Genomic DNA, 23,610 nt, shown 5'->3' on the forward strand with positions numbered 1-23,610 from the left:
CGCGGATCGTGTGTCGGTCCAGAATGACTTCCAGCTGGGTGGGGTATTTAGGTTCTCGCCTATGCGAGAATTTCTGTCGAAGAGGGTGGTGAGGTATCGATCTGGGCCAGGTTCTGCGGTGGTGGGTCGTCTTGACCCAGCAGCGGCGTTTCTTCTAGCGGTTCTGGGTCAGCGGTTGCCGCGTCACGGCCCTGCGCGTGTAGCCACGCCCGGGCCAGTTCAGCGAGGCGTTCAGCCGCCGCGAGAGTCGGCGCGGCCGTCAGGTGGGTCGGGGTCACGCTCCAGTACGCGTCCCGGGCGGAGGGAATGTGCAGGCCCACCCGGAAGCGGGGACCGGCGCCCTGGACCTTGCAGCTGACGTGCACCTCCACAGGTCCAGTTCTCCCCTGGGTGTACGTCCTGAGCCGCCCCTGCACCGCCCTAGACAGCGCCTTCGGCAGGTGGACTGGCGGTGTTGGTTGAAGCGTCTTGGGCGGTGACTCTTCAACCCAGACGGCCAGGTCCACCTCCTCGGTCAAGATGAGCTCGCCCAGGCAGGCCCCATCCTGGGCATACAACGTGCCACGCACCAGAGACGCTTGCCCCCACCAGCGCCGTTCCTCGGTTCGGCGCAACTCGTGAATCATTAGGACCCGTCCCGCCCAAGTGTGGTGCCGCACGGTGCAGGCCCAGGGACGGTTCCTCCGCTCATGCTGCGCCAGCCAGTCGGGGAGGCTCCGCACTCTGTACTGCAAGCTGGAGGTCTGGAGAGCGGCCCGACTCAGCGGCAGCCGCTTGTCCAGTAGCCGGGTGACGTACACGTCCAGGGCGTCTTGCGGTGCGGGGCCAAACGTGTCCGTCAGGCTCGCGTCGTGATAAGCCGCGTAGAAGGCCGCGTCGTGATAAGCCGCGTAGAAGGCCGCGTCGTGCACGTCGCTGCCCATGTTTTCCTGCGCGTGCGTCATCTCGTGCAGGATCAGCAAAGCTAAGCGGGTGAAGCCGGGCAAGCCTCGCTGGGCGAGCGGGACCAGGCGCCGGTCCAGGGCGATAAAGCTTCGGCCGTCGGTCCAGGCCTGAGCGCCCGTGCTGTCGCCCAGGACCACCTTGCGCTTGCCGTTCCGGAGCCGCAGCGCCTGGGCCGCGCGCGGCACGATTTTCTGCAAGCCCGCCAGCACGGCGCGCTCTTCGACGGTCCACTCTCCGCGGGGCACCTGGGCGTGCCGGAACACGCGGTCATCCACGTGCTGAGCGAGGTCCTCCGTCCAGACGCCGTGCTGGATGGCCTCAAAGAAGTCCTGCTCGGCTGCGTCCCTCGCGTCCCACTGGTCAGCCAGGGTGGCCTCGTCGTTGGGGAGAACGGCGCGGCATAGAGCGGTTTTGAATCCGGTCACGTTGGACACGCCCCACCGGGTGAGGGTGCGCTCGGCGAGCACCACCGCCAGCCCGTGCTGGGAGGCCTTGTCCGCCAGCGCCTCGCCCCGCGTGGCGGCCCCCACCAGCCCCCGCTGCGCGACCAGATGGGCAAAGGCGCTCAGGGTGTGGTCGCGGTCGTCAACCGTGGTGATGAGCTTGAGGCCCTGCACCTCGGCCCACGCCACTTCACCCTTCAGATACGCGCGCGCGAGGAAGGCCCGCTCACCTTCCGAGAGCTTGGCCTGCGCTTTGACATGCGCCAGGACCAAGCGGTGCATGGTGGCCAGGATGCGGGTGCCCAGCTCGTCCCGTTCAATCGTGCGCGTGCGGGTCAAGTTGAGGCGGAGGGCCTTCTTGCTCACGATCACGCCGCCGCCGGCAAATTTCTCGTCCACCTCGCCGATCAGGACGCCCAGGTTGTAGAGGTGGACGCCACCGCCGGGCCGCAGGTCGTAATACGCGTCCTCATCTTCAAAGGTCCACTGCGCCTGGCTGGGCGGCTGGTTGATCTGGGCGCCATTCACGAACAGGGGAACGTCGACATAGCGCAGATGGTCTTCGAGATGCTCCTGAAGGGTAAAGGTGGGGGCGTGCTTGAAGAGGGTGGCGTGGATCTGGGTGCCGGCCTGCTGGGGCAGGTCCGCTGTCAAGGTGAAGGCGACGCCGTGCTCTTGGGTATTGACGCCGAGCTCAAAGGGGCCGGTGCGCCACTGGACGGCGCCGAAGGCCCAGAGCTGCGCGCGCCCGATGCCGAACCGGCCGTATTGGCGCCGGCCGCGTTCAGCGTCGGTGTCGTGGTCGAAGCCGAAGGTGCGGAAATACTGCTCGACATCCTGGCGGGTGGTGAAGCCGCGGCCGTCATCTTGAACGGTCAGGGCGTGCATCCGGTGATGCTGGTCGGTGTGCAGGGTGACGTCGATGCGGCCAGCGCCAGCGTCCACGCTGTTCATGACGCACTCGGCCACGGCGCGTGGCAGGCTGGTGGCCTGATGATCAATGAGTAGGCGCAACAGGTGGGGACTGAGATGAAAATCCAAGAGCCCACTCTCAGGCGCCGCCTGATCGGTGGAGCACGGGTCGACTACGGCGTCGGACGGGGCCGAGGTGACGACGCCTGACTGCCCAAAAAGAGCGTGGAGACGGTGCAGCCAAGAGGGTGTCACCGCGTCTCCAACCAGCGCGGATGTCGCCACTCCTGGTGGAACGGCGCCAGCGTCAGCGGTGGTCGAGTGGCGTCCAGTGGTGGCGCCGTCATCTGAGCCTCCTGCGCGACAGCAGGAGTGGCGCACTGGGTGGAATGGGTCGCGGGGTCATGGTCTCGACACGATCAGAGGCCCGCTGCTTTACAGGTCGCGTGTGAGCCGCGACCCAGAGGCCAGCATGAGGTCCTTTGACCACATGAGGTGAGCGGCGCAGGCCCGCTCGCAACGTGTCATCCAGAACGTCAGGTGCGCTCGGCAAGGCTCGGTAGGCCCTGAAGAGAAGTACTTCATCCCACGCGCAGACCCCGGCCTGGTCGAGAGCCGTAATCAGGAGATTCAACCAATGGGCGCTAGACCAGTGGGTCAAGGCGCTGACGTACTGGCCATTCTGAAGCCGCTGTACGCCGGTGAATGGCCAAACTGCTTCCAGTTGGGCCGGGGTCAGCCCCAGGCGCGTGGCTGTTTGGTCAACTGTCAGGGCGGCGCCAACTGGCAGTGTGACGTTTCGGAAGGTGTATGGAGCGGCCTCACTCCGGTACAGGGCCCAGCGCCCTGGCGCTAGTTGGACGGTGCGCAGGGCTAGGCGTTCACCGCCTTGAAACGCATTCACCAAGAGTGCCCAGGAGTGGTCGCTGTCAGGCACTGAGACGACTCTAGGCACCGCAGCCCACGCCCACAGCGTTTCACCCTCTGGTCGGTTCTGGGCCGCCCACCGCAGCTGCCGTTGAGCACGGCGGAGGGTCTGGCGTACCATCTCCTGCGTACGGCGCAACTGGGCAGCAGTGTGCGGAAGCGCTTCTTGCCGGGCCTGAGCCTGCAACACTTCCCACCCCATGCGAACGGTGAGCAGAGGTTGTAGGTCGGCCAACACGCTGTTCACGTCGATGGGCGGCGCCTCTCCGGTCGGCAGCCCAGCAGGGCGGAGGGTATAGACAGTGGTCAACCAGGCTGCTGGAAGTCGAGTTGTGGTCATGGGTGGTCCAGTAAAGGGATGAGAGCTGGCACCTTGCGCCGGATAACACTCAAATCAGCGCCGCAGTAGGCGAGGGCCTCGGCCAGCCGGCGCCCCTCTTGGTGCAGCACATCGTCGCTGGCCGCCGTGGCGTCAAACAGCTGACCGAATGTTGGGGCGTGCAGGTTGCTCCGCTCCCGCAGACCGAGTGCGATGCCGCCGAGCACAGCTTGGCGACCTTGAAGGACATGGGGACCAGTCACCCAGTACCGCAGCAGCAGCAGATCCGTGAGCAGGAGCGCCCGCCACAGGACGTACAGGGTGTCGGGTCTCACGTCCGTCAGCCGAGGACCGAGTGCAGCCAGACGCAGGGCAGGGAGTTGGTGATGTGGCGGCCCCAGCCCTGCCCACCATCGCCACAGGTCGTCTACTGGTTCTTTTAAGAGGGCGTGCAACCCTTCCCAGTCTTGCAAAACGGTGCCCAGATCGTCCCAAGCCAGGTTGGAAAGTCCCTGAATCTGTGTCAAACCCAACGCCTGGGTTCGGCGTCGGGTGTCATGTCGGCGCCACCACCGTCTTAGGGTCGCCGCGCCCATGCCAGGACCTCTTCTACAGCGAGAAAGTCTGCCCCATAGGTCGCGTAGCGTACACGCTCGATGCGGCCATCTCGACCAATCAGGAACTCGGCCGGCATTCTGAAGAGTTCTCCGTCCGACTTGAGCGCCGCCGCACCCATCATCCGGAAGCCGCGCAGCATGGTGCCTAGATTCCGGGGATCCAAAGTGCCCGACAGGCTGAATGAAAGCCCATAGCGCGTGTAGGTCGTGTCGTCTGGATCAGCCAAAACAGCATAGGGAGGACGCTGTTTGCCAATACCGCGTGCCAGGTCGTCTAGGGTACTGCCCCAGATGCTGACGGTCTGAACGCCCAGCGGCACCAGCTGATCTTGGACGGCGATGACTTCTGCATGCCGCGGGTTGCAAATGGCGCAGGTTGACTGCCTGTTCAGGCTGAGCCAGATGCGTTGCCCATGCAATGCGGAAAGGCGAACCTCTCCCCCGCCCAGAGCAGGGAGGAGGAAGTCGGGGGCATAGTCTCCGACTTGGAGCTGAGGCCGCGAAGTGAGCAGGGACGGGGCTTGCTCACTGGTGGGCCAGATGTAGGCGCCTGCCTCAAGGGTGGTCAGAACCTGGCAGAGCTGATCGAAGCGCAGCGGCAGACGCTGTGCCATGGTCTGAAGGGTTTGCCCTTGCAAGGCAGCCCGATACACCATCAATTCAAAACTCTCGTCTGGGCCAGTGGGCACGTGGGCTGGCGAGGCGGCGTAGGCCTGAGACAAGGGCACTGTGCTTCTGTCCGACAGACGCATTACTGCTGACACGCTGTCCCGCAGTGGAACGCATGGGGTCGCCGGTGGCACCTGCTGCCCCACTGAATCTGGCTGGAGGGCCGGTCTCACTCGGTGATGCGTCAGCGGTATGAGGGCGTGAATCAGTCGGTCGCGGGCCAGGCCCTGCAATTCCTGCGCGCTGACAACGCCCCGCTTCAGCAGATGGGCCAGGGCTTCGTCCAGAGACTGGGCTTGTTGCTGTGCTCTCTGCAATTCAGCTGGATGGACGCCGTGATGCCGCAAAGTGGTTTGCCAGCTTGGTGTAACCGGTCCTTGGACGCCGCAGACGTGATCCCCTGCCAGGGCCACTCGGGTGGTCAGTTGTGGGTGGTCGTAGGTGAGGGTCAGGACTTGAACCTTGGTCTGAAGAGACAAGCGGCGTGAGACGTCAAGCAGAGCGGCAGGCGTGTTCATGTGGCACTCCGGTGTGTGGCGTGAGGTGCGTCTGGAGGACACAGCACCACGCAGAGAACGTCTGGGGTCTCAATCAGTGCTGGGTGTTCGGCAACAAGAGGTTCGCCCTGCTCTTCAAGCCACTGACCGATCTGAAGCAGACTGTGCCGGTTTGCGGGGGGAAGACCGTGGATGATGGTCAGCAGGGCCGACAGTGGTCGGTCTACGGGCCAAAACACGACAGGTGCGGCCTCGTACGGAAGAGCACGCTCCTCAAGAGCCCACAGCCGGACAGGACAGAGCGTCAGGTCTTCATAGGCCCAATGCGGCACGGTCATCGGGTACACCACTTGTCGGCCTGCCGCTCCACTGCCCCGGAAGAGTGTCCAGTCCCGGACCGTTGCCGTCTCAAAGAGATATCCGTCTGAGCGCCAGGGGGCTGACCAAGTGGGCTCGGGCTCGGCTGCCGCCACAGCGAGCAGGGCGTGTCTGAGGCGCTGATTGTCTGGTGCCGTGCCCGTCCTTGGATCCTGAAGAGCAGCCAACGTGTTCAGCCAGGTGTCGCTGAGCAGCTGAAGTCCGGGGACCGGGGGAGCAGACAACACGACGCCGTCTGTCCAGAGCACCAGGCCGCCGTGAGCTTGGCTGCACGCCAGCGGAGAAACACCTCGGGGCAACTGGCGGTGCCAAGCAGACTTGTCTTGTACCAGGACTGGCGCGGCGCTCCGAGAGGACCAAGTGCCGTCCAACAATCGGGTTTCCCACCAACTCGGCTCTTCTGCCCCCGGCCCGGCAGAGCAATGAACGAAGTCACGGCTGACGTGTGGTGCGGGGGTGGCGTCCGGTGGACGAGGCAGACCGTTCATAGCCGCAGTGTGGTGGGGGTCTGCTTCCCGCCATCACTGTGCCTAGAGAAACGGCAAAAGGCAGGCGCGTGCCGTTGCCGGCACGCGCCTAGGAAGATTGGGATTTTATTCCAGCGCCTTTAGTTGAGCCTCGACCTCTTCAAGCTCGGCAGTATAGGGTGCTGTGAGAGTGGCGAGTTGATCAGTCTTGCCATGGCGTTCTGCCCAAGCTTGCTTCAGAAAAATCAAATCTTTAAGGCTCGCCGCTCTTGATTGAAGGTGGTCAAGCTCCGTGATGCGCCGTTGCTTGTCGAGATCAAAGGCTGGGGGTTCATACTTGTACCCCTCTTCAGTCAGTTCGGTGATCATCTGGTTGAGAATGGCCTGCCGCTCGTCAAAGCGGTCTTGAAGCCAGCCTTTCCAGATGGGGTCCAAATCCGGCTTTGTTAATTCATATTGCCAGTAGTGAAGGCCATCATGACCTTCATCAATGGTGCTTGCTCGTTCTTCCAACGTCGCTTCCCCTAAATCTGACGCCGCTGACCGTGGTGGGGCGCTGGTGTACTGCTCTCTCAAAGAACGGTAGTAGCTCTGCTCACTGGGGGTAGCGTCGGGTTCAAGCTGATCTAGAGCTGCCAGATGGCGTGCAAAGCGAACTTGCGTCATGCGGTGAGTTTCCCCATCTTTACGTCCTCCAACTGGTCTTTGAATCCCTGCGAAGTGAGGCGACGGGCCAAGTAATCGTCAAGCATTTTAGCCAACACAAGACGTTCTGCGCGTAGGTTCTCCCCTGTCGTGGTCCGTGGAATGACCCCATTGGACTTGGCAAGGTTCAGAGCTGCCATGCGCCACATGGCACCTTGTTCTTCAGAGACACGGAGGAGATGGAAAATAATCACAGCGGGCGCAATCACTGGCAGGATTCGCTGCGTTTTTCCCCAATCGGAGAGCAGGGCCGACCGTAACCGCATCTGTTCTGTATGCTGATTTCTAGAAACCGTGGCGTCTATTCCAAAGCTTTCTAACGTGATCTGAACGAATGGAACTCGGGTTGACACACCGCGTCCATGAACTGTGATGGGTTTATCGTCGGTAAAAATGGCTGGCAGGGCAACGTCCATAAGCTCAGAAATTGTCTGAGGACAAACGGCGATGAATGCAGCTGCCAGCGGATGCCAAAAGCTGATCAATTCGGCCATACCCATTCGGTCATCTCTAGTCGGCAGCTTTTCAAAGGCACTTCGAATCTCGCTACAGAGTTGGGCTGTAGATTCAATTTCAAAACCATTCCCATCCAGACAGATTTCCAGCTTTAAGCAGCTGGTCAGAATGGATAGAAGTGGAAAAGCGGGGTCTTTGTAGAGGCGTTGCGCTGCTAAGTAAGATTTGCCTGTCTTCAGTAAGATGTAGGCCCGAATCCAACTCACTGTTGCTTCATTATGCTCGTCGGTTGTGACGACACCACTCAGTGATGAGAGAATGTCGCCGATTTCTTCTGTTTTGTTGTTGCGCACGCACTCGCTAAGCCGTAGTAGGGCGCCATGCGTAATTTCGAGCTCTGGATATGGACCTTTGACAAAGTCGTCTTCAACCAGCATGCCGCACATGGCCCTAATATTTTGAAGAGTAAGTGTCGCCTGGATGCTCGTTGGATATTCCTCGCAAACAGATTCACCCATGGCTAGTGCTTTCTTGAAGTTTCCCTGCATAAAATAAATGGTGCACATGTTCAGCGAAGAAAGTAGCGCTTGCCTATTGTTTCTTGTGGGCTCGTCAAGTACACTTTGATATTCATTAAGCGCTTGCTTAATATTGCCCATCATAGTAGAAGCTAAACCATAGAGCATTCGTGCCGAAAGTGTAAGTGCCGGAATGCTAAGAGGAATGCTGAGGTAAATTGCTTCTGCTGCGTACTTCACAGCGTTATGATAGACTTTTAGTCCGTAAAACAGATTCGCCAATCCATAGAGGATCCAAACTTCCACCTCTAGAGAGAAGTCTGATCGATTATCGGATTCTCGAACTAGCTTGAGCTGTTCATTGAGTGAGTCGATGGCAGGGTGAAAGCGGTCAACTTTGACGTCAACGACATGACTTCTGGCTCCCCACTCGTTATGAACCAAAATCGCCATCGCACAGGCTCGGATAGAAACATCTTTGCTTTTTAGGCAGCGGCGTAAACTAGGTAGGCCATCGGGAAGTTGTTCTGCGTAATATAGAACGAGGGATGCTCTGAGATGAGCAATGTCCGAATCATAAGCTAGGACGTACTCGGCCGACTGAAGATGTGTAAAGCCGTCAAGCGCCTCTTGCCGCCGCCATGCGTTCCACGCTTCGGGAGAGTAGAGTTGCTCTTCTGTAATCGTGGTACGTGAAGTCATAAGCTGTGTTCACCTCATTAAAGGGCGAGTACCTGTTGGACTGCTTCTTCATAAACAGTCTTTTTGTATGCGCCATTAATAATATTCATCGGTTCGGAATCTTTGTATATGATGACAGTTGGATTTGAGGTTACGCGGTTACTGATGGCTGTAGCAAACTCTTCCCTCGTATTTACTACGCCGAAAGAGATGGTTCGCCCTTGCTCACGTTCCATCTCCTCCAAGATTGGGTAAACGGCTTTGCAGGGTGCACAAGTGGGTGAGGTGAAGTGAACCACCCACACACCTTGCTGAATGCTGGCGTTAAAAGTTTCGTCAGTCAGGATCTGCATGATTCCCTCCATATAGAGTTTGCGCGAACCACCTGATCCTCTATCAAGCGATTCGCGCAGCCTGTTCATGAGTTAAACCGTGGTGTAAGGCCGAAAGAAATTCCTCAAATCGCTCAAGCGTCAGGATCAGGGCAACGCACGCGGCAGTCCCACATTGAGTCGGGCTGGTTGCCAGGAAGGGATGGGGCAGCCGAGGCTGCTGTGATCAGTAGGGTCATCGCCAACATCAGGATTTTCTTCATTTCCGACCTCCGGGTCGACACGGCTTTACAGCAAATTGGCGATGCCACCGCTGTTTTCCATCCGTGCTGAGTATGAAATTTATCACGGCGTTGCTGACTTGTCGCACAAATGTTGCAGTTTTGTTCGCGGTCTGTCACCCCCATGTTGACCGCAGCGCAGTCCCTAGACCTGATGCTAGAGGCATGCGTCAGTTCACCTTGCCTGCCAGCACAGGCACAGCCTTTCCCCCGTGCGACAGCCTCGGGAGCGAATGGTCTGTCGATCCTCCTAACTTCGCATCCTGAGCCCACTGGCGATCAGTGATTCAAGACGCTTGAGGTAGAGACCTGCTCCCTCGGTCGCGCACGCCCAATGCTTCAGGCCTTGTCGAGCAGTCAAGCTGAATCTGCTTGATGCCGTCGCCTCAGCAGTGGCGTGAAGTTCAACTTCCATAGGGTCATTGGCATGATTCGTCTGTGTTCCATGGCTCTCGCGTTACTCCTGCCCTTAAATGCCTGTGATGGGGCGTCTAAGCCACCGCTCCAGTCGACGGATCTGGTGACCTTCGAGTATTGGTACACCCAGATGACTGGCACCTACTGCGCCTCGGTGCATTTGGATGGTTCGGGACCGGCCTTGGGCCGTGTATTGAACTTGACGCTTTCACCGCTCCAGCTATCAGAAGCGCCCTATGAACGTACTGGTGGCACCTTCCTGGTCGGCGGAGAGGTTGTTCAGGTCACGGCGACCTGTCAGAGGCCGGACGGCACCCGTGAGTTCCACCGGTTCGCACAGCTCGTGCCCCGTGATCCTGACGACCAGCATCCGCTGGTGCTGCTGGTCCGCTCGGATGGAATGGACCTAGGCCTGGCCACCCGCTCTCCCTCAGCACCCAAGGTTTTCCGTCCCTAGATGGGCTCAGGTTGGTTGGTCGAACGGTGGATTCGCTCGACCGCTGCGCGGTAGGTGTGATACAGCCCAATCGACCGCTCTGGATTGAGCCAACGGCGGGTCACCACATAGCCCGCTTCTGGCATCAAGTGGCTTGGCCAGTCATCAACCAGGGTGGGTGGCTGCCCAGCGGCCGCCAGAAAGTGCAGTAAGGGATCAGGTCCAATCCTCTGCTCGATCTGCATCACCGTGAATTGCACAGCTGGGGTAAACCCCCGCCAAATGCCGGGCGCCGTGGCGAGAAGTGAAAGGCGTTGAGCGTTGTCTTCGGCACTAAGCCAGCCTTGGACGCTCTCTGCCTGCTCTTGAAGACGCATAAACCGCAGGGCCACATCCGGTATCAGCGGTGACCCTGCGGCCGTGTTGAGGTCGCTCACCTCCTCACCCTAACCCGCCAGCAGGGTTGGGGGTCAGGTCTCTTCCCCACTCAGGTCAAGGTTGTCGAACGCTATTCCCAGGATCTCGCTCACCCTTTCGCGCATGACGCCTGGTTTCTCGGTGAACGCTCCAGCAAACCGAATGTCACCTGCCTTGGCGGCTGCGAAGGTCACTTCGGTCTGCGGACCGTACAACTGCTGAACGGCCGCCGTGACCTCGTCCTCTAGCGCGCGAATGACCCGGTTCATGTCCGGCGCCGGCTCCTTAATCGGCTTGCCCTTCTCGTAGCGGACGCGGGGCGTGGGCTGGGCCAGCCGAATCTCGATTTGACGCACGAATGGGGACGAGGGCGCTTCGGTTACGTCCTGAGCGGATTCCATCATTCCATTTCACCTCCCAGGAATCTTGACACATTCCAAGCCTACAGCGCAATCTAAGGCACACTCTTGGAGCGTCCCAAGAGCCAAGAGCACCGAGGAGCCCATGCCCCCAGACCTCACCCCTACCCGGACCCGCATTCTCAGTGCCGCCCTCACCCTCGGGGCCGGCGCTACCCTGCGCGCCGTGGCCCAGAAAGTTCACCTCAGCCATGAAGCTGTGCGCCTGCAAGTGAAGATCCTGCGGAATCTGGGCTACCTTGAACCACCCGACAGCCGCTTTGCCTCACTGGTCCTGACCGAACGGGCCAAGGTCAGTCTGGGCCTGGGTATTCCGATCTACGGCCAGATTGCCGCCGGGCGACCGATTCTGGCTGAACAGGAACCCGACCACACCACCCCCAGCCTGGACGCGCTTCTGGGTGTGCGCGAGGGGGACTTCCTCCTGGAAGTGCGCGGCGACTCCATGATCGGCATCGGGGTCATGAACGGGGACTGGGTACTCGTGCGTCCGGCCACCACCGTCACCGATGGGGAAGTGGCGGTCGTGCTGGTGCCGGGTGACAATGCGGCGACCCTCAAGCGCCTGTACCACTTGCATGATGAAGTGGTCCTCCTCAGTGAGAATCCAGAGCATCCCCGTCAGAGCTATTCGGCGGCCGACATTCAGGTGCAGGGCCGGATGGTGGGGCGCCTGGGCATGGTGCCTGGCCGAGCGAGCCTGCCAGCCAAGGGCCGAGGCTGACGATGCCGCCTGGACGCGCGCCGAGTCTCATCGCCTGCGTCCTGCTGTCCCCCTGGCCACTGGTGCAGGTGCAGCGGCAACATCCCGGCGTGCCGGTCGCCCTGCTGGGTGACACCAGACGGGTGATCCAAGCGTGTCCCCTGGCTCAGGGCGCTGGCATACATCTCGGGATGCGCGAGGGGGCTGCACTCAGTCGCTGTCCAGACCTGCACACCACCCTCGTCCCCGCCGCCGAAGCACGCGCGGCGTGGGCTGAGGTGCTGGATCAGCTCTACGCGCGGTACAGCGACCGGGTTGAGGGGCAGACCCTGGGCACGGCCTTTCTGGTCCTGTCGGCTCCAGCGGCGCGTGACCTGGCGGCCGCGCTGCATGCGCCCGTGGGCCTGGCAGCCAGCCGTGAACTGGCGCACCTGGCCGCGCTGCGAGCGGTTCCCGGCGAAGTGCATGAAGTCAGCACCAGTGCGGAGCAGGCGTTCCTGATGCTGGCGCCGCTGGCCCATCTGGGCGCGCTCAGTGTGCCGCCCGGAGCGGCTGAACGCCTGCAATTTTTGGGGGTACGCGATCTGGGTGGGCTGATGGACTGGAGCGCCGCCCAGCGACAACAGTTCTTGGGCGTGGATGTCGGCAAACGGCTCAACCGCTTTCTCAGGGGCGAACGCACCCGCAGCGTCGAGCGGTATCACCCCGGCCCGCTCTTGACGGCCAGCCTGGTGTTTGACGCGCCCCTGGCCGAACCGGCTCAGGCCGGCGCGGCCCTCCGCGACTTGCTGCCGGGACTGGTGGTCGAGTTGCGCGGCCGCCTCGCGGCTACCCTGACCGTGCAGGCCGAGACCATTGGCGGCACCCTGCAGGCGACCCGACCCCTGAAATGGCCTCTGGATGAGGCGGCCCTCGTGCGGGTGGCTGGGCTGGCTCTAGCCGATGCCCGCGCCCTGCCACTGGGCATCGACCGCCTGACTGTCCAGCTGGGCGGCTTGGCAACGCCTGGTCGGATGGTCGGTCTGTGGGCTGGGCTCGCTGAACTGGAGGTGACCAAAACCGTGCTCTCGCGCTTCCCTGACGCCTTGGTGCGAGTCCGTTGGCTGGACCCCTGGGCCTACACCGCAGACCAGCAGTACGAATGGATTGACTGGCACACCGGCGAGGTGAGGGTCACCGCCCTCACCCCCCGGCTGGTCTGGCCGGCCCATCCCGCGCAGCGCCGCCAGCAGGCGGTTGCACAGGTCTTGGCCTTTTTCGACGGGGTGTCGCCATGAAAGCAGTTCAGCAGGAGGTGACCGTGGTGAGCAGTGAGACTGGGATGCCAGTGCAGCTGACCTGGCAGGGGCGGCCCTACCGCGTACAGGCTGTTCTCGACCGCTGGCGGGCCGGTGGCCGTTGGTGGCTGGGTGAGCAGCCGCGCGCCTGCTTTCTCGTGCAAGCAGGGACTCTCACTCTGGAACTGCATCAGGAGGCCGCGTCACCTGGCCGCTGGTGGCTGGCCCGGCTGCAGGACTGACCCATGCCCCCACTCTCTGTGCTGCTGACCACGCAAAGCTTCTTCAGTGAGGGGCGGTCCACCGTCTCGCCGCGGCGCCTGGTGCAGGTGGCCCATGCGGCGGGGTTCACGGGGGTTGGTCTCGTGGACTGGTGCAGTGTCGCTGGAGCCGTTGAGCTGAGTACCGCCGCGCGCGCGGCTGGTCTGACGCCCATCATCGGGGTGACCCTGCCGGTGCAATTTCCCAGCCCACCCCGCTCATCTACCCCGGTTCAGGTCTTCCCTCTGGTGCTGCTGGCCCAGTCCAGAACCGGCTACGCCACCCTGTGCGAGCTGATCACGGCTGTGAACCTTCAACACCCTGAGGGCGTGCCGCTGAACCTCCTCCGAGAAGTCGGGGGGCAGGCCCAGGAGCACCTGGTCTGCCTGACTGGGGGCCGCGAGGGCTTTCCTACGGTGCTGGGTGAACAGCGTGATCTGGCGCGGGCGGCGCTGTACCTGCGCCAACTGCGCCAGATCTTTCCATTTCAGCTCTACGTGCAGCTGTACCACGGCGAGGCCCCCCAGGAACGCCGCCGACTGGCTTCTTTGCGCGGGCTGGCGCGAGACCTCGACCTGCCGGTGGTGGCCGCCCCGGAGGTGCGCTTGGCCCACCGGGCCGATTACCCGCTGCTGGACGCCCTGACCTGTGCCCGGCTGGGCATTGATGTGCACACGCCCCACCCTGAGCGGCCCCGCAATGACGCCCTGAGCGTGGAGACCCCAGCCCATTGGGGTGGCCTCCTGCCCTTTCCCGATGGGGCGCTGAACGCGGCGCGCCTCGCGCAGGCCTGCACCTGGCCCCTCTTGCCGGAACGGCTGCACAGCCCCGTGCCCAGACTGCGCCCCTTCCAAACCGCACAGGGGGCTCTGGAGGACCGGGCCAGGGCCGCCGTGGCTGCCCAGTACCCCGGCAGTCAACAGGCCGCCGCGCTGACCCGGTTGACGGCCGAGCTGAGCACGGTGGCTGAACTGGACCTGGCCGGGTTTTTCCTGACGGCCGCCGAAGTCACCGATTACTGCCGGCAGCATGGGATTCTGGCGGCGGGCCGGGGCAGTGCAGCGGGCAGCGTCTTGTGTTACCTGCTGGGCATTACGCTGTCAGACCCTCTTCGGCATGACCTGCTGTTTGAACGTTTTCTGCACACCGGCCGGACCAGCATGCCGGACGTGGACATCGATATTGCCTCCAGTCGCCGCGACCAGGTGCTGGCCTGGGTTGAAGCGCGCTGGGGCTTGACGGGCGCGGGCGAGGCCATGGTGGCCAACCGCATGACCTACCGCCTGAAGAGTGCCCTTCAGGATCTCGGACGCGCCCTGGGCTTGCCGCCGGAGCTGCGAGACCGTCTGAGCCGAGCGCTGGGCCGAGATTTTGGGCACCTGCGGCCTCACCGTGTCCGGGACGCGGCGGCCGTCTTCGGCGAAGTGCTGGGCGAGGCCCCGGTGAAAGAAGCCCTGCTGGGCCTGCTGGAGCGGATCGAGCCAGGCTTCGTGCGGCACCTTGCGCCGCACAGTGGGGGGGTCGTGCTCAGCGGTGAGGATTTGACCACATACAGCCCCCTGACGCGGTCCAGCGGCGGCATCCGGATGCTGACCTTTGACAAGGATGATGTCGAGGCGCTGGGGCTAATCAAGCTGGACCTGCTGGGCCTGCGGATGCTGTCGGCACTGGAGCGGGCGCGGGAAGAGGTCCTGCGGCTGACCGGGCAGTGGGTGCCGTACGGCGAGCTGCCCGATGACCTGGCCGTGTGGCGAGAGATCGGTACGGGCGACACCCTGGGCCTGTTTCAGATTGAAAGTCCAGCCCAGACCCAGCTGGCCGCGCGCTTGCAGCCCAGGACCATGACGCATCTGGCCCACCAGATCGCCCTGATCCGCCCAGGGCCGATTCAGAGCGGGACGGTGCATCCCTATGTGCGCCGGGCCAGGGGAGAGGAACCTGTCCCCGAGTTGCCTGAACCTCTGGCCGCCATCCTGGCTCCGACCCACGGCACCCTCCTGTTTCAGGAGCAGATTCTGCGGCTGGCGGTGCAGTACGCAGGGCTCGACTGGCCGGCGGCCGACCGGTTCCGCTCGGCGCTGAGCCGGGTTGAAGATGAGGCCGAGCGGGCGGCACTGAAGCAGACCTTCGTGAGCGGCGCGGCCCAGACGTGCGGCGCGTTTCCCTGGGAAGCGGAGGCCGTGTTTGACCAGTGCGCGGCCTTCCGGGGCTATGGGTTCGCCGAGTCCCACGCCTGGGCGTTTGCCGCGCACAGTTACGCGAGCGCCTGGATGCGGCGTCACCATCCGGCGGCATACTTCGCGGGCTTTCTCAGTGAGGCCCCGGGCCTGTGGCCGGCCCACACTGCGGCGCAGGAAGCTCGGCGGCGTGGCGTGCGGCTGGCTCCTGTGTGCCTGAACCGGTCGGGGCTGGCCTACCGGGCCGAAACGGCGCAAGTTGTCCGTGTGCCTCTGCGCGCCGTGGAGGGGATCAGTGAGGACGCCGCGCGTCAGATCGTGCAGGAACGGCTGATGACGGGCAAGTTTCAAGGGGTGGCCGATGCTTATGACCGGCTGGCACTGCCCCAGGACCGCTTTGACCGGTTGGTGCGCGCGGGCGCCTTCGACGGCCTGGACCGCACTCGTCGGCAGGCTTTCTATGAGCTGACCACTCTGATGCAGGCCCGGCCGCCAGGGACACGCGCGCTGCTGACCCCTGCGCTGGAGCCGCCGGCGCTGCCGGACCTGTCGCCTGAGGCCCTGGCAGCGCTGGACCTGGAGACCAAAGGGCTGAGCGAAACGGGACGGCATCCACTAGACGCGCACCGGGCGAGGCTGCGCGACCTGGGCTGTGAGGCCTTGGCGGGGCTGAAACAGGGGGCGACCAGCTGGGCTGCGGGGCTGATCGTGGCGAGGCAGCGGCCGCCGACCGCGAAGGGCTTTGCCTTCTACGTGCTCGAAGATGCGACTGGGCGGCTCCAGGCGGTGATCAGCCCTGATCTCTGGGAAGTCCACCGCGTCCTGTTGCGGGACGCGCGGGCGCTGATTGTGCAGGGGCCCGTGACGCGGCAGGGGCGGGCGGTGACGCTGCGAGTGGACCGGCTGGCCGAACTGCCGCTGCGGCCGGATGGCGAAGCGCAGGCGGCAGATTAAGAGAAGCGCGCCCTACAGGGACGCGCTTCTTGCATCTGATGGTCGGGAAGACAGGATTCGAACCTGCGACCCCCTGGTCCCAAACCAGGTGCGCTACCGGCCTGCGCTACTTCCCGATGCTTAGGGTGATCAACCAGACTCGTGAGACACGATCAGGCGTCCTGCCGCTGGACGATGACCACCATACACGGAAAGGCTCAGCCTTTCCTTTGGTCGAAACGGAGGGACTCGAACCCTCAACGACATGATCCTTAATCATGCGCGTCTACCAGTTGCGCCACGTTTCGAGAAAGTTGGCGGTCCCGACGGGATTCGAACCCGCGACCGTCCGGCTGACAACCGGGTGCGCTTCCACTGCGCTACGGAACCGTGTGGTGACCTCAGCCGGATTCGAACCGGCGCTCTTCTGAGTGAAAGTCAGACGTGTTGAACCACTCCACCATGAGGCCAAGGGGTGGCAACCAGACGTTGCCAGAACTGATGGTTAGGGCAGCCAGAGCCGCACAGGGGCAGGCTCAGAGCAGCGGTTCTCGCGGATCTCGGGCTGGACCTGGATGGTCGCCGCGCTCTGGGGGGCACACGCGCAGCCGGTCCAGATCCTCCACGCGGCCCGCAGGATGCGGCGCGAGATGGGGATGGAGGGGGCAGGTCGTGTTCATGCCTGGCAGTCTATGGGAGGCCATGCGCTGGGGCATCGGCCAGGTGGCGGGGCACCGCACTACGCCAGATGGTCAGATTGGCTGCTCAGCGACCCGCCAGGCTCACTCGACGCGCTCAGGGGGCGAGAGCTGAGCCCAGCGGGGCTGCATGTCTTCAAAGGGCCGGTCAAAGAGCCCAGGTTGGGCGGCGTGGTCGAACACTTGCCGAAAGTCCTCTGGGCTCAGGCCCTTGCGTAGCCGCGTCGCGTAGGCGCTGACCAGCGCGCCCGCATAGTGCCGCACATCGTAGTCACGGGCGTCTGGATCGTCCAGCGGCGAGAGACCCCGTCCCTGGCGGTGGTACAGCGTCACCCGTTCGCCGGCTTGCCAGCTCCGCCCGACCATCGCTTCGTAGGCCGCTTCTTTACGCGTCACCCGCGTGCTCACGTACTGCTCGGGCGTTTTGGTCAGGCGCACCCGACTCGCCACATCGGCATTGGTGCAGGTGCGTGCTTCTAACGCGTGCAGGGCCTCCAGGTAAGCCTGCCGCACGCCAGGCACGTCGCCGGAGAGAAGACACCGCAGCGCGGCCCACAAGAACGCCCGGCCATACGCCTCCGTGCGGCTGGACTCGAACGAGGCGCCACGCAGTTCAAGTCGGCCGTTGTGGCGCAGCAGAACGTAGTTCTTGATCTCGTGGCTGAGCATCGCCTGTGCGCGGCCGTCAAATTCCAGCGAGATGCCTTCGGGCAACAGGGTGTCCACTTCGGCAATCAGGTGTCGCGCTTGCGACTCCGTCCAGGGCCCTGGGGTGGCAAAGAACACGCCGTCCGTGTCGGCCTCGATCAGGGTGACGCCCCGTTTCCGCAAGGCCTGCACCACTTCGGCCAGCAGCTGGCGGCCCCGGGCGGTGATCTGGTCGGCCGCGGCCTGATCGCCAAACAGGGCTAGGCGCCCGGCGCCCAAGTACCCGTAACCAGAGTTCACCACGAGCTTCATAGCGCTCTGGATCGCGTCGTGTTCACCAGGGTCACCCCGTTTCGCCGCCCCTTTGTGATGCAGGCGCAGCGCCGTCAAATGGTCCATCAGGTGGAGGAACACGCCGAGTGGATCGGCGGCCGACCCGATGCGGTCCTGGCGAATGATGCTGGGGTACATGCTGGCGACGTCGGCCTTGACGACGTTCGTGAGCACCCCTTCCGCAAAGAGCTGCACCGAGCCGCCCTGATGAGGCGTGGAGGTCCGTTCGGGCGACCCCGGGAGGGCGTGCCCGGCTTGGAGATACGCCCGGACCAGCATGGGTTCGAGCATCCCAGTCGCGGTGCCGGCGTACGGCAAGCGGTGGTAGGGGCGCGGGGCCATCTGGGCCAAGGCGAACGAGGGCGCCAGGACTCGGCGGGCCAGGGCGTCGACTTCTTCTACATCCTGCAAGGCGTAGCGCCGCACGAGGTCAGGATCGGCCTCATAGGTCTGTGCAATCTGCGCACCTTCGAGGTACACACGGTCAGGTGGCGCAATCCCCAGATGCTGGGCCACGGCCTTCAGGCCCATGGAGGGCAGATCAAGTCGGCGCACGGCGTCCAGGGTGTCCACGATTTCCCGCCCCACGCAGGCCCAGTGCGGCGAAGAGCGGCCGTCTTGGACTTGCCAGAGCCCTGCTGGACCACCAGGCCGGCTGAAGTTGAGCGTCAGCCCATGAACTGCGGCCCGCCCCAGCAGGTAAGGCAGGTCGAATCGCATGAGGTTGTGGTTCTCGATGACGTCCGGGTCGCGGGTGGTGATGACGGCCATGAGCGTCTGAATCAACCCTGGCTCGTCCTCTGGCCGCGCGGCCTCAAGCACCTGTTCAAAGCCTCGGTTGTCGCGCACCGCCACCATGAAGATGCGGCCCGTCTCTGGTGTGAGACTGGTCGTCTCCAAATCGAATTGCAGCCTGTGCACATCGTCAAAGGTCAGGCCCTTGAAGGAGGTGCGCCCGGAGGCCATCAGGTACTGCTCGGTCGCGCCCACCGTGTAATAGCCAGAGAGATCGTGCAGGCTGGTCACCCGCCGTCCCAAACGCCGCTGCGCCCCGTTCAGCACCGCTTGTCGCAATGCTCGGCCATCCTGAGCACTGAGGAGGTACCGCAGGCTGCCTTCCGGGCCAGGCACCTCCCGTGCACTGAAGGCGGCTTGATCATCGTCTGTCAGTCTCTTTCCCAGATGCTCGATGTCGGCCAGATCGCGGGCATACAGCCAGGGGCGGAACCGCGCGCGCTCCAGCCGAACCTGGGAACCGTCTCGGCGCCAAATCAGCGCACGCCCAGACAGGTCGGCATGGACCGACACGATACCGGGCGTCGGGTCGGACCCGAACACCAGAGGATCAAGGGCGGACGTGGCCGCCACCTAATGGGTCACGCGGCCCACCGGACCGGCGAGGTCGCGCACGGCGGCCGCCACGCCCGCCAGCATCCCCGCCGTGGTGGCGCCCTGCTCCAGGCCCAGCCAGGCCGCCGAGTGCAGGGCATGGTAAGCGGCTTGCAGCGGGGCCTTGCGCGCACGACTGACTTCCGCATACCAGTCTTGACCGTAGCCCACCACGTCGGTGTGGGGAAAGCCCGCCAGGACGGCCAAATCCTGGGCATGGCGCTCGATCTGGTCGGCGGTGGCCAGCAGCAGTGCCTGGTTCAGGGGCGCTTCCCCGACGACGGGGTTGAACTCGATGCAGGCCAGGACGCGCAGGGTGGTGGCGATGCAGGTCTCGAAGGTCTGCTGGTTGTGCACAGAGGCGGTGGGGTATGGGGCGGCGCCTCGAACAGTCATGCCTTCAGCGTGGCGCTGGGCAGGTTCCGCGTCAAGCGTTGAGGTCAGCGGAGGGCCCTTGTGTCTTGAATCCCGACCAGCGTGAAGGCCTGCGCGTGCTTAGCCATGAACGGCTCTCAGCTCGGCCGCCAGGCTCAGGACTTCGGTGGCCACCAGCTGCGTCAGCGGCTTTGGGCCCTGGTCATTGCGGGCTTCCTTTTGACTTAGATGCCCGACTGATCGGGAGATTTACGCCTCTCAAATGACAAGCAGCCGTTCACAGACAGGAATGACGCGCTTTACGACTCCAGCATGATTTCGGAAGTGGCGTCAAGAACGGTAATGGTGTCGCCCGCCGCACGGGGCCAAGGCCACACAATCGTTGTTTCAAAAGCCATCGTGAAATCTTCAATCGGAAGATCAGCAATGGCCGCCTCCTCCCCATAGTCCAAATCTTCACCGCCCTTCTCCTCTTCGTATTGTGCTGCTTGAGGCGCAGCTTCTGCGATGCGACGCCAAACCTCCCATTCTTCCTTTGATCGCCTGTTGTTGTTGGCAAGCAAGAGCATTTCAAGTGCGCGAGAAGGGCTTACGTCGCATGTCAGTGCAAGACCGTAAATAATCTGCGTGGTTCTCTCGTGCAATTCAAAAGTGTATTCCTTGAGTTCCATTTTGTACCTCAACTGTACTGGAGAGGGTCGAAGGATCTATGTTGAGTGTCAACGTCGTCTGAACGAGAGGGTCAGAGCGTTTTCCTTCCAGAGGGCTATCAATCCACATCTGGCAAAGCGTCAGCGGCCGCCTTCAATCGAGAACGGTTCAGTTTGGCGTACCGGCGCGTGACGTTGCTGTTCTTGTGGCCCAGGGCTTCCTGCACTTCCTCCAGGGAGCGGCCCACATTCACCAGATTCGTGGCGAAGGTGTGGCGCAGCTTGTGAGGGGTGGCCCGCGCCGCCGGCACATTCGCCCGCACCGCCACCCGGTGCATCATCGCCTGCACCGTGCGAACCGGAATCGCTTTGCCATTCGATAGATGCACAAATACCAGCGGACTATGCCCTCTGGCCTGAATCTTCCGCACCCGGAGCCACTGGTAGAGCGCCCGCTGCGCCGTGGCACTGAGGGGAATCAGCCGCTCCTCGTTCCCCTTGGCCACCACCCGCACCGCCGTCGGCAGGGGGTCGCCGCCCTGGTGCTCCACGTCGCTCAGCTTCAGGTTCAGGGCCTCGCTGATTCGCAGGCCGGTGCCGTACAGAAAGGCCAGGATCGCCCAGTCTCTCAGGCCCTTGTCGTCGTTGGCGTTCTCGCGGGCGGCGTTCAGGAGGCGAGACAATTCCTCTTGGCTGAGCGGCTGTGGCAACTTCGATGGGAGCTTGGGACTCTTGAGTTCCGCTGGCCCGCGCTGCATCGCCAGCTTCTCCACGTCTTCCAGGTAACGCCACAGTTTCTTCCAGCTGCTGACCAGTCGCCGGGCCCGCGCTGGGGCGGGGCGGCCCTGCTGCATGTAGACCCGCAGTTCGCGTGCCCCGATCTGCTCCCACCCGGTCAGGTGCTCGTACTCGGTCAGGAGCCAGTTGGCGAGCTTTTCCGTATCCGCGCGGTACTGCCGCACGGTGGCCGGGCTCAGGGCCTCCTCGTGCAGCAGGTAACCCTCAAAGGCGGGTAAAGCATCAAACAGACTCAGCGGCATTTCCCCCTTTTGCTGATGGTACAGAAGCGTTCGGGTTGGGGGCCTCAATGTCCGGGTGCAGTTGGTGGTTGACGGCCCACGCCTGCTCGTATTTCCAGCGGCCCTCCTCGGTGATCTGGACGCCGTGCAGCCGGTGGCCCAGGACTAGCGCGCTCCGCCGTTCCTCCTCGGTCAAGAGCCGCGAGACCTCCTCAAACCACCGGGGGCGCGACCCTCGGAAGCGCAGTAGCAGCAGCCACATGTCCCAGCTGACCCCGCCGTACCAGCTGCCGCCTCGCTCGTCCCAGAGGCCCTGGTCCCCCGCCCGATAGCCAGCGGCCAGGGCCTTCCACGTCGCCCGTGACAGCGCGCCTTTGGGCTTGGGCGCGGGCTTCTCGCCCTTCAACTCGCGGGCGTGCTTCCGGCCTGCAGCGGTCAGGGTGATGTGGGGCAAGGGCTGATCGGGGTGGCGGTAGGTCGGCCGGTGCTGCACGGTCAGCAGGCCGCGCCGGGCCAGGGCAGACCAGGTGGACCCGCTGCCCTCGTCGGCGCCTTGGCACTCGGTTCTGAGCATGGTCGGGATGGGGCCGCCCAACCCGTGCAGCACCCCGAACGGCAGGGCCCGCCAGTCGCTCGCCGGTCGGCGGGACTCGTCAAAGTCGCCGCGCCCGAAGGCCAATTTGTGCCAGCGCTCCTGATGCTGGTCCACCTCCAGCGCGGCCAGCAGGTACTGGCGTTGTCGGTCGTTCAGAGGCTCGGCCATCAGACTGGGTCAGGGTGCCGTGTGGAGCGGCCGAAGGTGCGCCACGATCAGAACCACCAGATCGAAGTTGGTGCGGTCGGCCGTCCAGGGCTTGAGGGTTGAGCCGCCCTCCGGATAGTGGAACGCCTGGGTGAAGCAGCCCTCCGCTCCGTCCTGTACGGTTCTGAGGACTACGATGTCGCCGGCAACCGCCCCGAGCACCTGGAAGTCATCGGTGTCTTGAATAATGCGGACTGTATCGCCATACCACCACGGCACCAGCTCGGTGGAGTGCCCCTCATGTGGCCGGTTGTTTTTCAGCACGGGGAGAGGCGGCGACGGCCACGGTTCGCTGGCGAGGAGGCGCAGCGTCTCCGGATGCACCTGGTAGCTGCCGCAACTGTGCTGCACGAAGTGCCCGTCCATGAGGGACTGAAGATGGACCATCGTCGTGGGCAGGTCGGGGGGATCGGACAGGGTCTCGCTGAGTTCCTCCGCGCTGGGCGCGCGGGACAGCTGGTCTGTCAGGGAGGCAATACTGTGGGCCAAGTGGCGGGTGACTTGGGGCAGCGCGTGCCAGGTGTCTGCGGTACGGGTCATGTGGGCTCCGGGTCGGTCGCCTCGGGGGCGGGTCGGTTCAAGGCGTCGAGCAACTGAGTCAGCGCCGGCGCACGGGGGGAAGAGGCGGGCGTGTGGCCGGCGAGAGCATCCAGCTCGGGAAGATCCAGAACGACACCGAACCCCTGAAGCTTGGCTTGGAGGTGCATTAGGGTCAGCCCGCCGCCGTAGGGGCCGGCCAGAGCCTGCGGATCATCGAGGTTGCTGTACACCAGCTTGCCTTCCTGCTCCACGATGAGGAAATAGTAGCCAAGTGGGGCGTCCCAGCCATAGGACAGGGTGAGGTCGTCTTGCTGGAGCACCGGCATCTCAGTTCACCGCCCGGTCGCGGACTTCGCGCTGCTCGCGCTCGAAGTCCGCCCAGGTCTGAGCTTCTTTGACTTCAACGCGGATGCGCCCGTGGTACTCGTCGGAGGTGTCGCCTTCCGCCGTGACCTCCAGCAGCAGTCGGCGTTTGTTGCCGCCGTGGGTGGCCTGCGCCCACAGCTGCGCCAGGAACTCGGCGTGGACGCCACCCCAGGAGCAGCCGGCCACAACGTCAGCCTGGCGGCGGAGCATCTCGGCGGCGATCAGACGGGCTTCATCGGGGGAATGGCCGCAGCGCTCCAACATCTCGGCCATCGCGTTGAGCATCAGTTCGGTCTGTTCCTTCATGGGCGATCACCTCCTTCTCTATTGGCAGAATATCACAATCAGTTTCGTATTACGTAAAATATTAATTTTATTCATTAGGAGTGATGGGACCAGATGGTGAGACTTTATCCGTTGCTATCAGGGCTTACGGGTTTCAGTCAATCTGGAGCGAAGAGGCCTTCAAAGAAGCAATTGCGTAAAACGCGCTCAAGTTGCGTAAAACTGACGACCGCACAGGAGGCCCAGGAAGGCCCTTCAAATTCAGGTTGGGGGGTCAAGGAGGGGATGCGCTCCCCTTGACCTTGCTGGAGCAGTGGT

At 63.4% G+C, this 23,610-nt stretch carries 22 protein-coding genes and 4 tRNA genes; 5 read left to right on the forward strand and 21 right to left on the reverse strand.

What is annotated here, in order from left to right; genetic code table 11:
* Window positions 1-59: 59 nt before the first annotated feature.
* The 6 genes from GO986_RS11895 to GO986_RS11920 all read right to left on the reverse strand — a co-directional run bounded on the left by GO986_RS11895 (window position 60) and on the right by GO986_RS11920 (window position 8,956).
* Window positions 60-2,429, reverse strand: a complete 2,370-nt coding sequence (locus GO986_RS11895) for an ATP-binding protein (RefSeq protein WP_157459526.1) — start codon at window positions 2,427-2,429, stop codon at window positions 60-62.
* 1,134 nt (window positions 2,430-3,563) lie between these two features.
* On the reverse strand, window positions 3,564-3,881 hold the full coding sequence (locus GO986_RS11900; protein WP_157459527.1) for a hypothetical protein: 318 nt from the start codon (window positions 3,879-3,881) through the stop codon (window positions 3,564-3,566).
* A gap of 242 nt (window positions 3,882-4,123) precedes the next feature.
* The gene (locus GO986_RS11905; protein ID WP_157459528.1) at window positions 4,124-5,350 is read right to left on the reverse strand and encodes a redoxin domain-containing protein; all 1,227 of its coding nucleotides are present in this window, start codon (window positions 5,348-5,350) and stop codon (window positions 4,124-4,126) included.
* A 950-nt stretch (window positions 5,351-6,300) separates the two neighbouring features.
* Window positions 6,301-6,840: a hypothetical protein gene (locus tag GO986_RS11910; RefSeq protein ID WP_157459529.1), complete on the reverse strand. Its 540-nt coding sequence runs from the start codon at window positions 6,838-6,840 to the stop codon at window positions 6,301-6,303.
* Entirely contained in the window at window positions 6,837-8,555 is a 1,719-nt protein-coding gene (locus tag GO986_RS11915; RefSeq protein WP_157459530.1) for a tetratricopeptide repeat protein, read from the reverse strand. The genes GO986_RS11910 and GO986_RS11915 overlap by 4 nt, the downstream gene beginning before the upstream one ends.
* A gap of 17 nt (window positions 8,556-8,572) precedes the next feature.
* A complete protein-coding gene (locus GO986_RS11920; RefSeq protein WP_157459531.1) occupies window positions 8,573-8,956 on the reverse strand; it encodes a thioredoxin family protein in 384 nt (127 codons plus the stop codon).
* A gap of 618 nt (window positions 8,957-9,574) precedes the next feature.
* Between GO986_RS11920 and GO986_RS11925 the strand changes: the two genes are divergently transcribed.
* Window positions 9,575-10,021: a hypothetical protein gene (locus GO986_RS11925; protein ID WP_157459532.1), complete on the forward strand. Its 447-nt coding sequence runs from the start codon at window positions 9,575-9,577 to the stop codon at window positions 10,019-10,021.
* Here GO986_RS11925 and GO986_RS11930 read toward each other — a convergent pair.
* Both GO986_RS11930 and GO986_RS11935 read right to left on the reverse strand, forming a co-directional pair.
* Window positions 10,018-10,437, reverse strand: coding sequence for a hypothetical protein (locus GO986_RS11930; protein ID WP_157459533.1), 420 nt, complete (start codon window positions 10,435-10,437; stop codon window positions 10,018-10,020). The genes GO986_RS11925 and GO986_RS11930 overlap by 4 nt on opposite strands.
* Window positions 10,438-10,470: 33 nt before the next feature.
* Complete coding sequence (locus tag GO986_RS11935; RefSeq protein ID WP_157459534.1) at window positions 10,471-10,821, reverse strand: hypothetical protein; 351 nt, start codon at window positions 10,819-10,821, stop codon at window positions 10,471-10,473.
* Window positions 10,822-10,921: 100 nt separating this feature from the next.
* On the opposite strand from GO986_RS11935, the gene GO986_RS11940 reads away from it, so the two are divergent.
* The 4 genes from GO986_RS11940 to dnaE are packed head-to-tail and all read left to right on the forward strand — an operon-like array spanning window position 10,922 to window position 16,208.
* Window positions 10,922-11,560, forward strand: coding sequence for a LexA family protein (locus GO986_RS11940; protein ID WP_157459535.1), 639 nt, complete (start codon window positions 10,922-10,924; stop codon window positions 11,558-11,560).
* Between the two features lie 2 nt (window positions 11,561-11,562).
* Complete coding sequence (locus tag GO986_RS11945) at window positions 11,563-12,816, forward strand: Y-family DNA polymerase (RefSeq protein WP_157459536.1); 1,254 nt, start codon at window positions 11,563-11,565, stop codon at window positions 12,814-12,816.
* A complete protein-coding gene (locus GO986_RS11950) occupies window positions 12,813-13,058 on the forward strand; it encodes a DUF6504 family protein (protein WP_157459537.1) in 246 nt (81 codons plus the stop codon). Before GO986_RS11945 ends, GO986_RS11950 begins: the two co-directional genes overlap by 4 nt.
* Window positions 13,059-13,061: 3 nt before the next feature.
* Window positions 13,062-16,208 (forward strand): DNA polymerase III subunit alpha, encoded by a 3,147-nt coding sequence (dnaE, locus tag GO986_RS11955; RefSeq protein ID WP_157459538.1) that lies wholly within the window; start codon window positions 13,062-13,064, stop codon window positions 16,206-16,208.
* A gap of 39 nt (window positions 16,209-16,247) precedes the next feature.
* Here the strand turns inward: dnaE and GO986_RS11960 are convergent.
* From GO986_RS11960 to GO986_RS12020, 13 genes are all read right to left on the reverse strand, one after another.
* A tRNA-Pro gene (locus tag GO986_RS11960) sits at window positions 16,248-16,324 on the reverse strand.
* 94 nt (window positions 16,325-16,418) lie between these two features.
* Window positions 16,419-16,495: transfer RNA gene (locus GO986_RS11965), tRNA-Leu, on the reverse strand.
* Between the two features lie 7 nt (window positions 16,496-16,502).
* Window positions 16,503-16,577: transfer RNA gene (locus GO986_RS11970), tRNA-Asp, on the reverse strand.
* 3 nt (window positions 16,578-16,580) lie between these two features.
* Window positions 16,581-16,657 (reverse strand) — tRNA-Glu (locus tag GO986_RS11975).
* A 66-nt stretch (window positions 16,658-16,723) separates the two neighbouring features.
* Window positions 16,724-16,867, reverse strand: a complete 144-nt coding sequence (locus GO986_RS11980) for a hypothetical protein (protein WP_157459539.1) — start codon at window positions 16,865-16,867, stop codon at window positions 16,724-16,726.
* Window positions 16,868-16,969: 102 nt separating this feature from the next.
* Window positions 16,970-19,204, reverse strand: coding sequence for a DNA polymerase domain-containing protein (locus tag GO986_RS11985; RefSeq protein WP_369409341.1), 2,235 nt, complete (start codon window positions 19,202-19,204; stop codon window positions 16,970-16,972).
* A 30-nt stretch (window positions 19,205-19,234) separates the two neighbouring features.
* The gene (locus GO986_RS11990) at window positions 19,235-19,651 is read right to left on the reverse strand and encodes a hypothetical protein (RefSeq protein ID WP_157459540.1); all 417 of its coding nucleotides are present in this window, start codon (window positions 19,649-19,651) and stop codon (window positions 19,235-19,237) included.
* A 278-nt stretch (window positions 19,652-19,929) separates the two neighbouring features.
* Window positions 19,930-20,301: a hypothetical protein gene (locus tag GO986_RS11995; RefSeq protein ID WP_157459541.1), complete on the reverse strand. Its 372-nt coding sequence runs from the start codon at window positions 20,299-20,301 to the stop codon at window positions 19,930-19,932.
* A 98-nt stretch (window positions 20,302-20,399) separates the two neighbouring features.
* Window positions 20,400-21,320, reverse strand: a complete 921-nt coding sequence (locus GO986_RS12000) for a tyrosine-type recombinase/integrase (protein ID WP_157459542.1) — start codon at window positions 21,318-21,320, stop codon at window positions 20,400-20,402.
* Window positions 21,301-22,062, reverse strand: a complete 762-nt coding sequence (locus tag GO986_RS12005; RefSeq protein ID WP_157459543.1) for a hypothetical protein — start codon at window positions 22,060-22,062, stop codon at window positions 21,301-21,303. Before GO986_RS12005 ends, GO986_RS12000 begins: the two co-directional genes overlap by 20 nt.
* Before the next feature lie 9 nt (window positions 22,063-22,071).
* Window positions 22,072-22,641 carry a hypothetical protein gene (locus tag GO986_RS12010; protein ID WP_157459544.1) on the reverse strand — a complete coding sequence of 190 codons (570 nt, stop codon included), beginning with the start codon at window positions 22,639-22,641 and terminating at the stop codon, window positions 22,072-22,074.
* Window positions 22,638-22,967 carry a hypothetical protein gene (locus GO986_RS12015; protein ID WP_157459545.1) on the reverse strand — a complete coding sequence of 110 codons (330 nt, stop codon included), beginning with the start codon at window positions 22,965-22,967 and terminating at the stop codon, window positions 22,638-22,640. Before GO986_RS12015 ends, GO986_RS12010 begins: the two co-directional genes overlap by 4 nt.
* A 1-nt stretch (window position 22,968) precedes the next feature.
* On the reverse strand, window positions 22,969-23,313 hold the full coding sequence (locus GO986_RS12020) for a hypothetical protein (RefSeq protein ID WP_157459546.1): 345 nt from the start codon (window positions 23,311-23,313) through the stop codon (window positions 22,969-22,971).
* Between the last annotated feature and the right edge of the window lie 297 nt (window positions 23,314-23,610).

Source organism: Deinococcus arboris, assembly GCF_009755355.1.
Classification (GTDB): domain Bacteria; phylum Deinococcota; class Deinococci; order Deinococcales; family Deinococcaceae; genus Deinococcus; species Deinococcus betulae.

Bases quoted from the DNA above. Each gene is read 5' to 3' on its own strand.
- GO986_RS11905 (WP_157459528.1), bottom strand. From the start codon at position 5,350: ATGAACACGCCTGCCGCTCTGCTTGACGTCTCACGCCGCTTGTCTCTT.
- GO986_RS11910 (WP_157459529.1), bottom strand. From the start codon at position 6,840: ATGACGCAAGTTCGCTTTGCACGCCATCTGGCAGCTCTAGATCAGCTT.
- GO986_RS11915 (WP_157459530.1), bottom strand. From the start codon at position 8,555: ATGACTTCACGTACCACGATTACAGAAGAGCAACTCTACTCTCCCGAA.
- GO986_RS11920 (WP_157459531.1), bottom strand. From the start codon at position 8,956: ATGAACAGGCTGCGCGAATCGCTTGATAGAGGATCAGGTGGTTCGCGC.
- GO986_RS11925 (WP_157459532.1), top strand. From the start codon at position 9,575: ATGATTCGTCTGTGTTCCATGGCTCTCGCGTTACTCCTGCCCTTAAAT.
- GO986_RS11935 (WP_157459534.1), bottom strand. From the start codon at position 10,821: ATGATGGAATCCGCTCAGGACGTAACCGAAGCGCCCTCGTCCCCATTC.
- GO986_RS11940 (WP_157459535.1), top strand. From the start codon at position 10,922: ATGCCCCCAGACCTCACCCCTACCCGGACCCGCATTCTCAGTGCCGCC.
- GO986_RS11945 (WP_157459536.1), top strand. From the start codon at position 11,563: ATGCCGCCTGGACGCGCGCCGAGTCTCATCGCCTGCGTCCTGCTGTCC.
- GO986_RS11950 (WP_157459537.1), top strand. From the start codon at position 12,813: ATGAAAGCAGTTCAGCAGGAGGTGACCGTGGTGAGCAGTGAGACTGGG.
- dnaE (WP_157459538.1), top strand. From the start codon at position 13,062: ATGCCCCCACTCTCTGTGCTGCTGACCACGCAAAGCTTCTTCAGTGAG.
- GO986_RS11980 (WP_157459539.1), bottom strand. From the start codon at position 16,867: ATGAACACGACCTGCCCCCTCCATCCCCATCTCGCGCCGCATCCTGCG.
- GO986_RS11990 (WP_157459540.1), bottom strand. From the start codon at position 19,651: ATGACTGTTCGAGGCGCCGCCCCATACCCCACCGCCTCTGTGCACAAC.
- GO986_RS11995 (WP_157459541.1), bottom strand. From the start codon at position 20,301: ATGGAACTCAAGGAATACACTTTTGAATTGCACGAGAGAACCACGCAG.
- GO986_RS12000 (WP_157459542.1), bottom strand. From the start codon at position 21,320: ATGCCGCTGAGTCTGTTTGATGCTTTACCCGCCTTTGAGGGTTACCTG.
- GO986_RS12005 (WP_157459543.1), bottom strand. From the start codon at position 22,062: ATGGCCGAGCCTCTGAACGACCGACAACGCCAGTACCTGCTGGCCGCG.
- GO986_RS12010 (WP_157459544.1), bottom strand. From the start codon at position 22,641: ATGACCCGTACCGCAGACACCTGGCACGCGCTGCCCCAAGTCACCCGC.
- GO986_RS12015 (WP_157459545.1), bottom strand. From the start codon at position 22,967: ATGCCGGTGCTCCAGCAAGACGACCTCACCCTGTCCTATGGCTGGGAC.
- GO986_RS12020 (WP_157459546.1), bottom strand. From the start codon at position 23,313: ATGAAGGAACAGACCGAACTGATGCTCAACGCGATGGCCGAGATGTTG.